At 34.2% G+C, this 15468-nt stretch carries 12 protein-coding genes; 11 read left to right on the top strand and 1 reads right to left on the bottom strand.

Going from position 1 to position 15468, the window contains the following annotated elements; genetic code table 11:
* Window positions 1-17 precede the first annotated feature (17 nt).
* The gene (metK, locus tag ACFS5J_RS07775) at window positions 18-1268 is read right to left on the bottom strand and encodes a methionine adenosyltransferase (protein WP_379811521.1); all 1251 of its coding nucleotides are present in this window, start codon (window positions 1266-1268) and stop codon (window positions 18-20) included.
* A gap of 539 nt (window positions 1269-1807) precedes the next feature.
* On the opposite strand from metK, the gene ACFS5J_RS07770 reads away from it, so the two are divergent.
* From ACFS5J_RS07770 to ACFS5J_RS07720, 11 genes are all read left to right on the top strand, one after another.
* Entirely contained in the window at window positions 1808-2845 is a 1038-nt protein-coding gene (locus ACFS5J_RS07770; protein WP_379811520.1) for an elongation factor 1-alpha C-terminal domain-related protein, read from the top strand.
* Window positions 2846-2856: 11 nt separating this feature from the next.
* Window positions 2857-3687 carry a serine O-acetyltransferase EpsC gene (epsC, locus tag ACFS5J_RS07765; protein WP_379811519.1) on the top strand — a complete coding sequence of 277 codons (831 nt, stop codon included), beginning with the start codon at window positions 2857-2859 and terminating at the stop codon, window positions 3685-3687.
* A gap of 29 nt (window positions 3688-3716) precedes the next feature.
* Window positions 3717-4628 carry a cysteine synthase A gene (cysK, locus tag ACFS5J_RS07760; RefSeq protein WP_379811518.1) on the top strand — a complete coding sequence of 304 codons (912 nt, stop codon included), beginning with the start codon at window positions 3717-3719 and terminating at the stop codon, window positions 4626-4628.
* 81 nt (window positions 4629-4709) lie between these two features.
* Complete coding sequence (gene cobA, locus ACFS5J_RS07755) at window positions 4710-5528, top strand: uroporphyrinogen-III C-methyltransferase (RefSeq protein WP_379811517.1); 819 nt, start codon at window positions 4710-4712, stop codon at window positions 5526-5528.
* A complete protein-coding gene (locus ACFS5J_RS07750) occupies window positions 5518-7218 on the top strand; it encodes a diflavin oxidoreductase (RefSeq protein ID WP_379811516.1) in 1701 nt (566 codons plus the stop codon). The genes cobA and ACFS5J_RS07750 overlap by 11 nt, the downstream gene beginning before the upstream one ends.
* A gap of 11 nt (window positions 7219-7229) precedes the next feature.
* A complete protein-coding gene (locus ACFS5J_RS07745) occupies window positions 7230-8873 on the top strand; it encodes an NADPH-dependent assimilatory sulfite reductase hemoprotein subunit (RefSeq protein WP_379811515.1) in 1644 nt (547 codons plus the stop codon).
* 6 nt (window positions 8874-8879) lie between these two features.
* A complete protein-coding gene (locus ACFS5J_RS07740; protein WP_379811514.1) occupies window positions 8880-9635 on the top strand; it encodes a precorrin-2 dehydrogenase/sirohydrochlorin ferrochelatase family protein in 756 nt (251 codons plus the stop codon).
* A gap of 341 nt (window positions 9636-9976) precedes the next feature.
* Window positions 9977-10312: a hypothetical protein gene (locus ACFS5J_RS07735; protein WP_379811513.1), complete on the top strand. Its 336-nt coding sequence runs from the start codon at window positions 9977-9979 to the stop codon at window positions 10310-10312.
* A 387-nt stretch (window positions 10313-10699) separates the two neighbouring features.
* Window positions 10700-11674 (top strand): alpha/beta fold hydrolase, encoded by a 975-nt coding sequence (locus ACFS5J_RS07730; protein WP_379811512.1) that lies wholly within the window; start codon window positions 10700-10702, stop codon window positions 11672-11674.
* Window positions 11675-11678: 4 nt separating this feature from the next.
* Window positions 11679-14093: a bifunctional aspartate kinase/homoserine dehydrogenase I gene (thrA, locus tag ACFS5J_RS07725; protein WP_379811511.1), complete on the top strand. Its 2415-nt coding sequence runs from the start codon at window positions 11679-11681 to the stop codon at window positions 14091-14093.
* 2 nt (window positions 14094-14095) lie between these two features.
* A complete protein-coding gene (locus tag ACFS5J_RS07720) occupies window positions 14096-15331 on the top strand; it encodes a trans-sulfuration enzyme family protein (RefSeq protein ID WP_379811510.1) in 1236 nt (411 codons plus the stop codon).
* Window positions 15332-15468: the final 137 nt, after the last annotated feature.

The following is a 15468-nucleotide window of genomic DNA, read 5'->3' as shown; positions in this document are numbered from 1 at the left end:
AAGCTTGCTTTTTGTTTTTATAATGTGAAGGCTTGTTTTACCTTATCTAGATAATCTAATTTTTCCCAAGTGAACAATTCAACTTCAATCGTTTTAGTCTCACCATTTGGAGTGGTAAAAGTTTTGGTCACTACTTCTGGTGTTCTTCCCATATGGCCATAAGCAGCTGTTTCACTATAAATTGGGTTACGTAGTTTCAAACGTTGCTCAATAAAGTAAGGACGCATATCAAAAATACCTTCCACAACTTTGCTGATTTCTCCATCCGTTAAGTTAACTTTTGCAGTTCCGTACGTGTTAACATTTATCGAAGTAGGTTCTGCAACTCCAATAGCGTAAGACACTTGAACCAAAACTTCATCAGCAAGACCTGCAGCAACTAAATTCTTCGCAATATGACGTGTTGCATATGCAGCAGAACGGTCTACTTTAGATGGGTCTTTTCCAGAAAAAGCACCACCACCATGAGCACCTTTACCACCATAAGTATCTACAATAATCTTACGACCTGTTAAACCAGTATCTCCATGAGGTCCACCAATAACAAATTTTCCTGTCGGATTAATGTGGTATTTGATAGCATCGTTAAATAAATGCGCATATTGTGGGTTTTTAGCAATAACACGTGGGATTAAAATATTAATGATATCCGCTTTAATTTTGGCTAACATAGTCGGCTCATCAGCAAAATCATCGTGTTGTGTAGAAACTACAATTGCATCAATACGAACAGGTTTATTATCATCGGAATACTCTAGCGTAACTTGTGATTTTGCATCAGGACGTAAATAGGTAATCTCTTTGTTTTCTCTACGTAAAATAGCCAATTCTTGTAATAGCTCATGTGACAATTTTAAAGCCAATGGCATGAATTCTTCTGTTTCGTTTGTAGCATAACCAAACATCATTCCTTGGTCGCCAGCTCCTTGTTCTTCTTTGCTAGCTCTATCTACACCTTGATTAATATCTTGTGATTGTTCATGAATAGCCGATAAAACGCCACAGGAATTAGCGTCAAACATGTATTCACTTTTTGTATAGCCAATTTTTTTAATTACTTCTCTTGCTATTGACTGTACGTCTAAATAAGTACTTGATTTAACTTCTCCAGCTAGAATTACCTGTCCAGTAGTTACAAGTGTTTCACAAGCAACTTTTGACTCAGGGTCAAATGCTAAAAAGTTATCAATTAAAGCGTCACTAATTTGATCCGCAACTTTGTCTGGATGTCCTTCACTTACAGATTCTGACGTAAATAAATAAGCCATAATTTCTTTTTTATAAATTAAGCGAGGAAAATTTGTTGCAAGTAAAAGCTAAAGAGTAGTGGGTTCTGCTTTAGCATTTTTTAACGAGGTTGCAATCAGTTCAAATTTTTCCTCTTTGTTTGGTGCAAATTTATGAAATGAAATTGAATTTCAAATGTTTAATAGGTATTTTTTAACAATCAAAAATATGTAGGATAACCATTTTATGAAATTGTTATTTTTTAGTAAATAAAACTAAGTTTGTTTTAAAAATAAGTAAAATTATACAAATGTGTGATTTTATTTTTTTTAATTGGGAAATAAATCTAATTTTGCCCTGTCGAATTTAAAAGACCAAAAAAATAAGAATGAACTTTATTATGTGTAATATGTGTTGTATGATGTGGAATATTCCGCAGAGGGACACTATTGTATATATTTAAATTTTAATAATTAACAATGAAAGCCTCTGTTGAACAAACAGAGGCTTTTTTTTATTTCACATTATTCGGTTTAAAAATTTGATAAAAAAGGAAATAGAATATTTACAAACAATTGATATGGCGAATACAATTGATTATTTAGAAGAGCTTAAAAATGAAGCTATTTATATTTTGCGGGAAACAGCTGCGCAATTTGAGAAGCCTGCTTTATTGTATTCAGGAGGGAAAGATTCTAATGTACTAGTGCATTTGGCATTAAAAGCGTTTCGTCCAGAGAAGTTTCCTTTTCCATTAGTACATATTGATATAGGGCATAATTTAACCGAAGCAATTGCTATTCGCGATTATTTGGTTATTCAAATTGGTGAAAAATGGATTATTGCTTCAGAAGAAGATAGTATTAAAAAATACGATTTTAAAGAAGCTGCAGGGCGTTTTCCTTCTCGTAATGCATTACAAACTTATGCTTTATTGGATGCAATTGAAGAAAATCAGTTTGATGGAAGTATTGGGAAAGCATTTTTAGAAACTTTGGAAACAATTGAGGTAGTTTCAACAATTGATTTAGAATCTCGTTTTCAAGTACAATGGGTAATTCGACCAAAAGGCCATGAAAATTATGATTATAGAGGTTTTGCGGGCTTGGTGTTAAGTGGAAGTTATTCTATAGGAGATACGGTTAATGTGTTGCCTGCTCAACTTGAAACAACTATAGTAAAGATTGAAAAGAACCTTGAAATTATCGATACGGCAAAGGCAGGCGATAATGTAGTGTTGCATTTTGAACACAATATTGATATCAGTCGTGGTGATACCGTTGTGCTAAGCAATCATTTGCCACGAGAATCCAATCAAATAGATACTTGGGTTTCTTGGTTAGACAATGCACCCCTTCAACTTGGAAAGACCTATTTATTTCAACATCGTTTTAAAAAGGTAAGGGTTAAGGTTCAATCGGTTAACCAAAAATGGAATATAAACGACTGGAAATTCGTACCTTCAGAGGAGATAAAATTAAACGATATAGCTCAAATCACAGTTAAGGTCAATCAACCACTTTATTTTGATGCATTTGATAAAAATTCAAAATCGGGTAAAGCTATTCTAGTCGATGAAACGAGTTTTAACACAGTGGGAGCTTTAATGTTTTTATAAAATAGATAAAGATGAGCACAAAAGAAACATCAGATTTAGAAAAACTATTTCAAGTGAATTTACTTGAAGCGCGTAGCTTTTTGAATAAAAAAGAGGTTGAACTTTGGATGGAACAGTTTTTTACTTGGCTGTTTTGTACCCAGCAAGAGTGTATCGATTTTCAAGTGTTTCAGCAAAGGAAAACCGATTTAGAAAACCGACTTGTTGATTTTTTAAAAGGAGTAAACACAAAGAATGCATCTGAAGTTTCGACATCATTTTTTAGTGAATTGGTTGTAATTCATCAAGTGTTGCTATCCGATTTAGAAGCTATAGTTGCTTTTGATCCAGCTGCTAAATCAAGAAGTGAAGTCTTGTTGGCCTATCCTGGTTTTTTTACCATAACGGTTTATCGAATTGCACATTATCTGTGGGAAAAGGGAGTTGCTATTTTACCAAGAGTACTTTCAGAATATGCGCACAGTAAAACTGGTATTGACATCCATCCAGGAGCAACAATTGGGAAACAATTTTTTATCGACCATGGTACAGGTATCGTAATTGGAGAAACCGCAATTATAGGTGATAATGTGAAAATTTATCAAGGGGTTACTTTAGGCGCCTTGAGTGTAAGTAAAGACAAAGCTGAAATTAAGCGTCATCCTACAATTGAAGATAACGTGATTATTTATGCCAATGCAACTATTTTGGGAGGGAAAACAGTAGTGGGTAAAGATTCTGTAATAGGTGGAAACGTTTGGCTTACCGATAGTGTTTCATCACAGACTTTAGTGTTTCACAAAGGCGAAGTGGTTGTAAGAGATAAAATAGAGGTTAACACAATAATAGACTTTAGTATTTAAAAAATTAAAACAAATAAAATCAAATAATTATGAAAGCGAATACTATTTTAGAAACAATTGGGAATACCCCAGTAGTTAAGATAAATTCACTCTATGGGAATCAAAAAAATGTATGGATAAAATTGGAAAGAACCAATCCTGGAAACAGTATTAAGGATAGGATTGCTTTGGCAATGATTGAAGATGCTGAATCGAAAGGTTTACTAAAACCCGATAGTGTTATCATTGAACCAACTTCTGGAAATACAGGTATCGGTTTGGCTTTGGTAGCCGCAGTAAAAGGCTACAAAGTAATCTTAGTTATGCCAGAATCGATGAGTGTAGAACGCAGAAAGTTGATGGAAATCTACGGAGCTGAATTTGATTTAACCCCACGTGAAAAAGGAATGAAAGGTGCAATTGAAAGAGCGGCTGAATTGGTTTCGCAAACGCCAAATGCTTGGTCGCCATCTCAATTTGTGAATCCTGCAAATGTGGAAGTTCATCAACGAACAACAGGTCAAGAAATTTTGGCTGATTTTCCTGATGGTTTAGATTACATCATTACTGGAGTAGGAACTGGTGGACATATTTCGGGAGTGGCTTCAGCAGTAAAAGCAAAATTTCCAAATGTTAAGGTAATAGCAGTTGAACCGGAGTTATCACCTGTTTTGAGTGGTGGTGAACCAGGTCCGCACCCGATACAAGGAATTGGAGCAGGTTTTGTGCCTGAGAATTACCACGGTAATTTAATCGATGAGGTTATTCAGGTTTCAAAAGATGAAGCGTTTGAGTTTGCTAGAGCTATAGCAAAGCAAGAAGGAATTTTAGTAGGTATTTCAACAGGAGCTTCTTTAGCAGCAGTTGCTAAGAAAGTACAAAGTTTACCTGATGATGCAGTAGTGCTAACTTTTAATTACGATACAGGAGAGCGTTACCTGTCAACTGAAGGGTTGTTCTAAAATAAATCAATAATTTTTTTGTAGGGTTTTTACTCCATTTTTTAATGGAGCAGGGATTGCTATGCTTTATTTAAAAGAAAAATGATACAAATAGTAAAAAAAGGAAAGGTAATTTTAGCGGGTGCAGGTCCTGGTGATCCAGACTTGATAAGCTTAAAAGCATTAAAATATTTGCAAACTGCTGATGTTGTTTTAACCGATAGATTGGTTTCTCCAGAGTTAATCGATACGTATGCTCGAAAAGATGCTGAGGTAATTTATGTAGGGAAACAATGTTCAAAAGGAATTCATACACCACAAAAAGATATCAATGAATTGATGGTTGATTATGCACTGCAGGATAAATTGGTGTTGCGAATAAAAGGAGGAGATGCTTCATTGTTTTCCAATGTGTTGGATGAGTTGTTAGTTTTAAAAGAAAACACAATTGACTACGAAATTATTCCTGGAATTTCTGCTGCTTTTGGAGCGGCTGCTTACACCGGTATTCCATTGACGGCTAGAGGTTATTCAAGAGGGGTTCGTTTTTTAACCTTGTATGATTTGAATACGGTTCAACCCCAACAATGGAACGATTGGGCTACAACCGAAGATACTTTGGTTTTTTACATGAGTGGTCAAAGGTTAAATACTTTAACCCAACAACTTCTATCTTTAGGTATTGATGAGCATAAAGGAATTGCTGTAGTACAACAAGCCACAACACCCAATCAGAAAACACAAGTATTTTCTTTTGGGCAATTGAAAACTACTGCTTTACTTGATTTTGAGTATGTTCCAACACTTTTAATAATTGGGAAAGTGGTGAGTTTACACCAAGATTTTGCTTGGTTTAATGAAAAGAATACAACGGAATCTTATTTCGATAATCATAAAAATGTTTTTCAAAATGCTATCTGAAATTAAATTATCATTATTGCAACAATTGGTGCAAAATGCATCAACTGAAGAAATTATTTGGACAAAAGGTTACCTCACTGGTTTTTTAGATAAAAATCAAATTGGTAATACGATTCCAAATGTTATTACGTCAACTCCCGTAGCAGTCAAACCATTAATTATTTATGGAACCGAAACGGGTAATTCTAAAAAAGTAGCTTCTCAATTATTGGCTAATTTTAAAAAGAATAAAATTCAAGCCAAAACGGTTGATGTTTTTCAATACGATGCCACTAAACTTTCAAAAGAAAATCTGGTATTGTTTGTTATGAGTACGCAAGGAGAAGGAGAATTTCCACAAAATGCGGTTGCTTTTTATGAAAATCTAAAAGGTGCTGAAGTCGATTTGAGTAAAGTGTCTTTTGCTGTATTGGGATTGGGCGATTCTTCATATCCTTTATTCTGTAATGCAGGAGTTTTATTAGATGAGGTTTTGGCTGAAAAAGGGGCAAAGCGTTTGTTGTCATTAGTGAAGGCTGATGTTGATTTTGCAGATACCGTTAGCAATTGGGAAACTAATTTAAAAGCGGCTTTTCAAAATCAAGGCACGTCACAAGAAACTGTAAAAACGCAATCTGCAAACCCAACTAAACACAAACAGAATTATACTGGAGTAATACACCATAAAGTGGTGTTAAACGATGTGGGTTCTAATAAAAAAACGTATCATATTGAAATTTCTTCAGAGGATGAAATTGTTTACAAACCTGGCGATGCTTTAGGTATTATTCCTAAAAATACTGCCGAAGAGGTGGCTTTTATTTTGAACTATTTTGGTAGTGATGCCCATCAAGAAATTGCTGTAAAAGATCAAAAGCAGACAGCTGAAAAATGGTTATTGGAACGAAATATAAAAGGATTGAGTAAGCGTTCCTTTGAACAATTGGCATCACTTCTTCAAGTAGAAATCAATGCAGAAAAAGAGGATTTAATTGATATTCTAAAAAATGTTGAAGTTAGTAAAGACTTGAAAATAGAAAGTGTGATTGAACTATTATTGCCAATTGCTCCGCGCTTGTATTCTATTTCGTCATCTTCAGAAGCGCATAACGGAGAAGTGCATCTTACGGTAAACTTGAATACGTTTAAAGTAAATGAGGAAGTGAAAACAGGATTGGCTTCTCAATTTTTAGCAGATTTTCCATTAGATACCCCTATCGACTTTTATATTCATAAAAACAACAATTTCAGATTGCCAGAACCTGATGAAAAAGTCATTATGATTGGTCCGGGTACAGGAATTGCGCCATTTAGAAGTTTCTTAGCGCATCGCGATGCTACAGCTGCAGAAGGTGAAAATTGGTTGTTTTTCGGCGAGCAACATTTCGTATTGGATTTCTATTATCAAACTGAAATTCAAGAATGGTTGACTACAGGAGTTTTGACCAAATTGGACACAGCCTTTTCAAGAGATCAGGAGCGTAAAATTTATGTGCAAGATCGTATTCGTGAGAAAGCATCAGAGTTTAATCGTTGGTTGGAAGAAGGCGCGAATGTTTACATCTGTGGGCAAAAAAATCCAATGAGTCAAGACGTGGAAGAAGCAATTGTAGCAGTGATAGCGCAAGAACGTAATATTTCGGTTCAAGCTGCGAAAGAAGTTTTGGAAACATTAGAAAATCAAGGAAAATATCAAAAAGACGTTTATTAAAAGCTATAAAAATGAGTGAAAAATTATCCCCAATAGAAACAATAAAAACCCAAAGTGATGGGTTGAGAGGGACATTAAAAGAAAGCATTGATTTGGATAATCATACGGGTAATGTGCGCCCCGATGACGAAACTTTAGTGAAGTTTCACGGAATGTATGTTCAAGATGATCGTGATAGAAGAGCAGAGCGTGCTGCGAAAAAATTGGATAAATTATATTCTTTCATGATTCGTTTGCGAATTCCAGGAGGTGTTATTTCGGCTAATCAATGGATTGCAACGCACGAAATTTCAAAGCAATATGGTACGGGAACGTTAAAGATAACAACACGTCAGACATTACAATTACACGGTTTGTTGAAACATCAATTACGACCAACTATCCAAGCATTCAATACGGCAAAACTTGATTCTATTGCAGCTTGTGGTGACGTGAACCGTAATGTAATTGTGAGCTCACATCCACAAATTTCACCACTTCATCAAGAGATTTACGAGTATGCCGATAAAATTTCGACTTTACTGTTGCCTAAAACGCAATCGTATTATGAAGTATTTATTGATGGTGAGAAAATTTACGAACGTTCCGCAGAAGCCGATCCATTGTATGAAGATCGTTATTTGCCAAGAAAATTTAAAATTGCCATTGCAATTCCACCAAGTAATGATGTTGATGTTTTTACTAACGATATTGGCTTGATTGCTGTTGTGGAAAATAATGAATTAAAAGGTTTTAATATCGCTATTGGTGGCGGTTTGGCTACTACACATGGTAATCCGAATACGTATTCACGTTTGGGAAGTATTATTGGATTTACCGATACGGAAGAGAAAACTTTAAAGGCGGTTTATGAAATATTAACGATACAACGTGATTTTGGTAATCGTGTCGATCGAAAGCTATCTCGCTTGAAATATACGGTAGATCGTTTAACTGTAGAAGGGTTTAAAAAGGAGTTAGAAAGTCGAATTGGATTCGAATTGTTGCCAGCGAAGCCTTTTGCATTTACCGAAAGAAGTGATCGCTATGGTTGGGAGCAAAATCATTTAGGGAAGTGGTTTTATACTTTGTTTGTAGAACACGGAGTGATAAAGCCTTATCAGAAGCAATTTCTATATGAATTGGCACAACTTGGGATTTCTAATTTTATTTTTTCAGGAAATCAAAACTTGATTTTAGGAGAAATAAGTGAAGCTGATAAAGTGCAAGTAGAAGCTTTATTGAAATCGCATGATATTGAAAAAAATGTTAGTGCGTTGCGAAAAAATTCGATGGCCTGTGTGGCATTGCCTACATGTCCATTAGCATTGGCTGAAGCACAACGTTATTTACCAGAATTGGTTACTAAAATTGAGCCGATTTTAGAAAAGTATAAACTTTCAGAAGATGAAATTTCAATTCGTATGACGGGTTGTCCAAATGGATGTGGTCGTCCTTATGTTGCAGAATTAGGATTTATTGGTACAGGTCCAGAACATTATAATTTTATGTTGGGAGGTGATCGTTTTGGTGAAAGATTGAATGTTTTGTATAAAGAAAAATTAAATGAAAGTCAAATTTTAGAAGAAGTAGATCGTTTGTTTTCGGATTATGTAACCAATAGAAATTTGCATGAAACATTTGGAGATTTTGCCTTCAGAGTAATTTTAAATTAATAAAAAATGATTAATACATTATTTCCCGTTTTCTTGAAAACAGAAGCAGCGCACTTTTTGATAGTTGGCGGTGGTAATGTGGGGTTAGAGAAAGCGGAAACATTGCTGAAACAAAACCCTGAAATCAAAATAACAATAGTAGCAACCTATTTCCATCAGAAATTGATGGAGATAGGCAATGCTCATACTAATATTACTTTATTGGAAAGAGCGTTTCAAGAAACCGATTTAGACGATAAAGACTTTACTATAATAGCCACAGACAAATCGGACGTTAATTTAGAAGTTCGATTATTGGCAAAAAGTAAAGGTATAAAAGTCAATGTGGCAGATCAGCCTGCATTATGTGATTTCTATTTGGGTTCAATAGTAAATAAAGGTAGTTTGAAAATTGCCATTTCAACCAATGGGAAATCACCAGTATTGGCACGCCGATTGCGGGAATATTTTACGGAAGTTATTCCCGATGATATTGAAGGAAGTATAGAAGTTTTGAATGCTTTCAGAAGCAAACACAAAGGGGATTTTAAAGAAAAATTGGCCGATTTAAATGAAGTAACCAAAAGTTTTCAGCGTAATGGTATAAACAAAGAGCAGAAGAAATTCAGGAAATTGCCTTTTATGCTTGCAACTTCATTTTTGATGTTTTTTATCGGCTATGGATTTTCTACAATTGTCTCTTTTTCGGGTATACAATATGGTTTTAAGGTTATTTCTAATGATTTCTATTATATGTTATTGATTGGTTTTTTTTCCAATTAATAGATAGTGCAGTTGGATTGGGATATGGAGTAATCTGTACAACAAGTATGATGATATTGGGTGTCAAGTTGCCTGCCATAAGTGGAATCATTCACACAGCTGAGATATTTACTGGTGCCATAAGTGACTTTTCGCATTATAAATTTGGGAATGTAAACAAGAAAAGGCTTTTTTTGGTTGGCACTTTTCGGAGTAGTTGGTGCAATGATAGGGGCTAGTTTTTTAGTTTATTTAGGAAATCAATACGAACAATATGCCTATCTTATATTTTAATCATTGGAATCCGATTAATCAAAATCGCTTTTAAAAAGTTACAACTTAAAAAAGAATTCGCTTTTTAGGTGCTTTGGGATTTTCAGGAACCATCTTTGCTTTTGGAGGAGGAGGGTGGCCCTATTGTAACTTCTATATTATTTGCAAAAGGTAGAAAGTCAAAATATGTTGTTGGGACAGTAAGTTTAGCAGATTTTTTTGTGACGCTTGCTGCTTCAATTGTATTTTTATCTGCATTAGGTAAGTCATTTGTATATTGTTTTAGGGTTGTATTGGGCGAAATTATTGCTTCACCTATAGCGGTGAAACTAGTTGGAAGTTTGCCTCAAAAAGCCGCTTTACTATTTGTACCCTTTTTGGTTATCTTGTTTAGTATCAGAACTTTTTTAAAAATTCTTGTTTAGTAGAATAATAAACAGTTTGCTTGAGTAAAAACAGTATTAAAAACCAATTTAATGTTTTAAAACAACAAAATTTAGAAAAAACAACTATTTATTTTTTTAATATAGTTTTATATTCTAGTTTTGTCTCGTTAAAAATAAAGAAATAGAGAATGAATTTTACAATGTGCAATATGTTTATGATGATGTGGAGTAATCTGCAGAGGAAGCGTATTGTGTAAATAAAAATCATTACTTGTTACAATATAACCTCTGCTTGAAAAACAGAGGTTTTTTTATGGCTTTACTCAAGAAGAAGTAGTGTTGTTGTTTTTCGCGAGAATGATAATCCATAATTGTTTAATGTTAGTTTGTATTAAGGCTGTTGAAAGGCAGCCTTTTTTTAAAGAAATGAGTCGGTTAAAGTTAAATAAAATAGTAGTAGAAAATTTTCAGTTGATAGCAGGTGATACCTTATCAAAGGTAATCTTGTCATATCAAGTGTTTGGTAGGCTAATGGGTACGGCGCCTTTGGTTTTGGTAAACCATGCTCTCACAGGAAATTCACAGGTTTTGGGTGAAAATGGTTGGTGGAATGATTTGATAGGTGAGCATAAAACTATCGATACTCAAAGATATACAGTCTTGGCTTTTAACATTCCAGGAAATGGTTTTCTAGATGCAACCAATTTGATAGAAAATTATAAAGCAGTAGCTACATATGATATTGCGAAATTGTTTTGGAATGCCCTTGATATTTTAAAAGTTAAAGAGGTTTTTGCTGTTATTGGTGGGAGTTTAGGAGGAGCAATAGCCTGGGAAATGGCAACGATACGTCCGCAAAGTGTTCAAAATCTTATTCCAATTGCAACAAGTTGGAAATCTTCCGATTGGTTAATAGGTAATGTGTTAATACAAGATTTGATTTTGAATAATTCGAAAAATCCAATTCATGACGCTCGGGTTCATGCCATGTTGCTGTACCGTACACCAGAATCACTTCATCAAAAATTTAAAGCTACAATACAAGAAGGGAATGAAATTTTTCAAGTGGAAAGTTGGCTTTTGCATCACGGAAAAAAATTGCACAATCGCTTTAATTTGGCCTCATATAAATTGATGAATCATCTCTTAAAAACAATAGATGTGCTGAAAAATCGGACTATTGAGGAGATGGCAAAAACGATAACAGCAAATGTCTATTTAGTAAGTATAGATACCGATTATTTTTTTACAGCTGATGAAATTCGATGTTGTTATACGGAAATGAAAAAGTATAAGCAGAATGTTTCTTATCATCAAATTGAATCGAAACATGGGCACGATGCTTTTTTAATAGAATACAAACAATTACACAAAATTTTAAAATCCATATTCAAATTATAAAATAATGAAAATACTAAAATTTGGAGGAAAGTCTTTAGCAAATGGAGAAGGGTTGCATAATGTAGTGCAGACAATAGCTCAAAAATATTTTAATAATGAAAGTTTGGCAGTTGTAGTTTCAGCTAGAGGTAACACAACAGATGAATTGGTAATATTGCTGAAGAAAGCACAAGCTAATATTGCATATAAATCAGATTTTGAATCGTTCAAAGCCTATCAATTAGAGGGTGTTTCTGAAAATATATTTGAAAACGAATTTGAAGTATTAGAGAAGCTTTTTGAAGGTGTCGCATTGTTGGGCGATTACAGCGAAAAAATAAAAGATCAAGTAATTGCCTATGGGGAATTGTTATCGGCAAAATATATCACCTATGTTTTAAACCATAATAATATAAAGGCAAATTTTGTCGATGCACGTCAGTTGATTAAAACTGATGCACGTTTTGGAAACGCACAACCTATCGATTTGGTGTCCAAGCGTAATGTTAAAGCGTATTTTGAAAAAAATGTTGATGCTGTAAATGTGGTTACTGGTTTTATAGGTGCGACTTTGCATAATGAAACCACAACTTTGGGAAGAAATGGTAGTAATTATACAGCATCGTTACTTGCTAATTATTTGAATGCATCAGAATTTCAGAACTATACACATGTAGATGGAATTTTTACGGCGAATCCCGATTTGGTTGTAGATGCTAAGAAAATTGAAAGATTATCGTTTAATGAGGCAAATGAATTGGCCAATTTCGGCGCACAAATTTTACATGCAAAAACCATAATTCCACTAGTAGAAAAAAATATTCCATTACGAATTTTAAATACGTTTAATGCATCAAACACAGGTACGTTAATTACGGCAGAGCAAGCTAACAATGGGATTAAATCGCTTTCGGTTCTGACGAATGTTTCTTTGATTAATTTGGAAGGTCGGGGTTTGCTTGGAAAAACAGGGATTGATGCACGTATATTTAGAGTGATGGTCGACAATGACATTAGCGTAAGTATCATTTCGCAAGGTTCTTCTGAGCGTGGTATTGGAATCGTTGTAAATTCGGATAAAGCAACAAAGGCTTTGGTGGGATTGGAAAAAGAGTTCGAAAATGACTTCTATACTAAAGATGTGAATAAGATTTCAGTTAATGATAATATAGCAGTAATCTCAATTATTGGTCAAGATCTCAGTAATTTTCATAAACCTTATACCGCTTTAATTCGAAATAAAATCACACCAATTTTATTAAACAACACCATTACAGGACGAAACATCAGTTTGGTGATTGCAAAGGAAGAGTTTAAACGTGCTTTGAATGTGATTCACGGAGAAATTTTTGGAGTTTCTAAGAAAATAAATATTGCGGTTTTTGGACATGGAACTGTGGGAGGAACATTAATAGACCAAATTGTTGCTTCTGCCGATAAAATTGAAAAACGCAAAGGAATTAAATTGAATGTTTTTGCCATTGCTAATTCTCAAAGAGTTGTTTTGAACAAGTTTGGGATTAATGAAAATTGGAGAGACACTCTTGCAGATAAAGGTATTTCGTATACAATTGAGGATGTAATTGCGTATGCAAAAGAACATCATTTGGAAAACTTAATTGCAATCGACAATACGGCTAGTGGTCAGTTTGTGGAAAATTATATCGCATTAGCGGAAAGTAGTTTTGATTTAATTTCTTCCAATAAAGTTGCTAATACAATAGGATTCGATTTTTATAAAAAGTTACGAAAAGTTTTAGCCGCAAATCAAAAGGAATATTTGTATGAAACCAATGTTGGTGCTGGTTTACCATTGATAGACACTATTAAGTTATTGCATTTGTCTGGTGAAAATATTACTAAAATCAAAGGTGTTTTTTCAGGGACATTGAGTTATCTGTTCAATAATTTTTCAGCTAGTGAAAAAAAGTTTAGTGAAGTTTTACAAGAAGCTATTGATAAAGGTTTTACCGAGCCAGACCCTCGTGAAGATTTGAGTGGAAACGATGTAGGGAGAAAGCTGCTGATTTTAGCAAGAGAATTGGATTTGCAAAATGAGTTTGAAGAAGTAAAAATTAAAAATTTAATCCCGGAACACCTTAGAGAAGGAAATGTTGCTGCGTTTTTATCGCGATTAGAGGAGTTTGATTCTGGTTATGCAGAAATTAAAAATAAGCAAACACCGAATCATGTGTTGCGATACATAGGGGAATTGTCTGGAGATTTACAACAAGACAAAGGTGTTCTGGAAGTGAAGTTAGTTTCAGTACCGGCAAATTCTGCCTTAGGATCTCTTCAAGGTTCAGATTCCATTTTTGAAATTTATACAGAATCTTATAGTGAACAGCCTATCGTGATTCAAGGAGCTGGAGCAGGTGCAAAAGTGACTGCAAGAGGTGTGTTTGGTGATATATTACGTTTATCTGAAAAAAAATTATAAGCATGAGCAATCAAAAATTAGGGTTAGAAACCCAAGCAATTCGTACGCAATTGGAAAGAACACAGTTTTTAGAACACTCTGTTCCGTTGTATTTAACATCGAGTTTTGTTTTTGAAGATGCTGAAGATATGCGTGCTTCATTTGCTGAAGAAACTCCAATAAATGAAATTGGGGTTATTGGAATCCCTGGGCAATTAGCTGAACTTGTTCCAAAAAGAAATAGAAATATTTACAGTCGATTTTCAAATCCTAATACTTCTGAGTTTGTTCAAAAAATGTGTTTGCTAGAAGGGGCTGAAGATGGTTATGCTTTTGCAACAGGAATGGCAGCAATATACTCAACATTTGCAGCTTTGTTAAATGCAGGAGATCATATTGTATCGGCAAGTAGTGTGTTTGGTTCTACCCATACTTTGTTTACGAAGTATTTTCCAAAATGGAACATTTCTACTAGTTATTTTGATGTTAACAAGGTTGAAACTATAGAAAGTTATATTCAGCCAAATACTAAAATATTGTTTGCAGAATCGCCAACAAATCCGGCAGTAGATATTTTGGATTTGAAGCTTTTGGGTGAAATTGCTAAAAAGCACAATCTTATTTTGATTATTGATAATTGTTTTGCGACATTCTATATTCAAAAACCAATAGAATTTGGAGCCGATTTGGTTGTGCATTCTGCAACAAAGTTGATAGATGGACAAGGTCGTGTTTTAGGAGGAGTGACCGTTGGACGCGCCGAATTGATTCGTGAAATTTATTTGTTTGCTCGCAATACGGGTCCAGCTTTATCACCATTTAATGCATGGGTATTGTCAAAAAGTTTAGAAACACTTTCTGTACGATTGGAGAGACATTGTGAAAATGCGCTGCAGGTGGCAGAGTTTTTAGAAAACCATCCGAATGTTCAAAAGGTAAAGTATCCCTTTTTGAAATCACATCCACAATATGCAATTGCTAAGCAGCAAATGAGTAAAGGAGGAAATATAGTGGCTTTTGAAATTAAAGGAGGGATTGAAGCGGGTCGTCAATTTTTGAACAAAATACAGCTTTGTTCGCTTTCGGCAAATTTAGGGGATACTCGAACAATAGTTACACATCCTGCTTCAACCACGCATAGTAAACTGTCGGTTGAAGAACGATTAACAGTAAGTATTACTGATGGTTTAGTTCGTATATCTGTAGGTTTAGAATCTGTTTCAGATGTAATAGCAGATTTAAACCAGGCTTTAAGTTAATCTGTTTGAAATAAATCAAGTTTTTAAAAATATTTTAGATTTAAAAACTAAAATTGAAATGTAATAATATTGTTTGTAGTAAATATTTCTAAAATACAAACTTATTAGTATTTTTGCAGCGTTCATAAATAATGTGT

The sequence above is a fragment of the Flavobacterium chuncheonense genome, assembly GCF_042686145.1.
In the GTDB taxonomy this organism is placed as follows: domain Bacteria; phylum Bacteroidota; class Bacteroidia; order Flavobacteriales; family Flavobacteriaceae; genus Flavobacterium; species Flavobacterium chuncheonense.
This window is presented reverse-complemented; position numbering and strand designations above follow the sequence as displayed.

Bases quoted from the DNA above. Each gene is read 5' to 3' on its own strand.
- metK (WP_379811521.1), bottom strand. From the start codon at position 1,268: ATGGCTTATTTATTTACGTCAGAATCTGTAAGTGAAGGACATCCAGAC.
- ACFS5J_RS07770 (WP_379811520.1), top strand. From the start codon at position 1,808: ATGGCGAATACAATTGATTATTTAGAAGAGCTTAAAAATGAAGCTATT.
- epsC (WP_379811519.1), top strand. From the start codon at position 2,857: ATGAGCACAAAAGAAACATCAGATTTAGAAAAACTATTTCAAGTGAAT.
- cysK (WP_379811518.1), top strand. From the start codon at position 3,717: ATGAAAGCGAATACTATTTTAGAAACAATTGGGAATACCCCAGTAGTT.
- cobA (WP_379811517.1), top strand. From the start codon at position 4,710: ATGATACAAATAGTAAAAAAAGGAAAGGTAATTTTAGCGGGTGCAGGT.
- ACFS5J_RS07750 (WP_379811516.1), top strand. From the start codon at position 5,518: ATGCTATCTGAAATTAAATTATCATTATTGCAACAATTGGTGCAAAAT.
- ACFS5J_RS07745 (WP_379811515.1), top strand. From the start codon at position 7,230: ATGAGTGAAAAATTATCCCCAATAGAAACAATAAAAACCCAAAGTGAT.
- ACFS5J_RS07740 (WP_379811514.1), top strand. From the start codon at position 8,880: ATGATTAATACATTATTTCCCGTTTTCTTGAAAACAGAAGCAGCGCAC.
- ACFS5J_RS07730 (WP_379811512.1), top strand. From the start codon at position 10,700: ATGAGTCGGTTAAAGTTAAATAAAATAGTAGTAGAAAATTTTCAGTTG.
- thrA (WP_379811511.1), top strand. From the start codon at position 11,679: ATGAAAATACTAAAATTTGGAGGAAAGTCTTTAGCAAATGGAGAAGGG.
- ACFS5J_RS07720 (WP_379811510.1), top strand. From the start codon at position 14,096: ATGAGCAATCAAAAATTAGGGTTAGAAACCCAAGCAATTCGTACGCAA.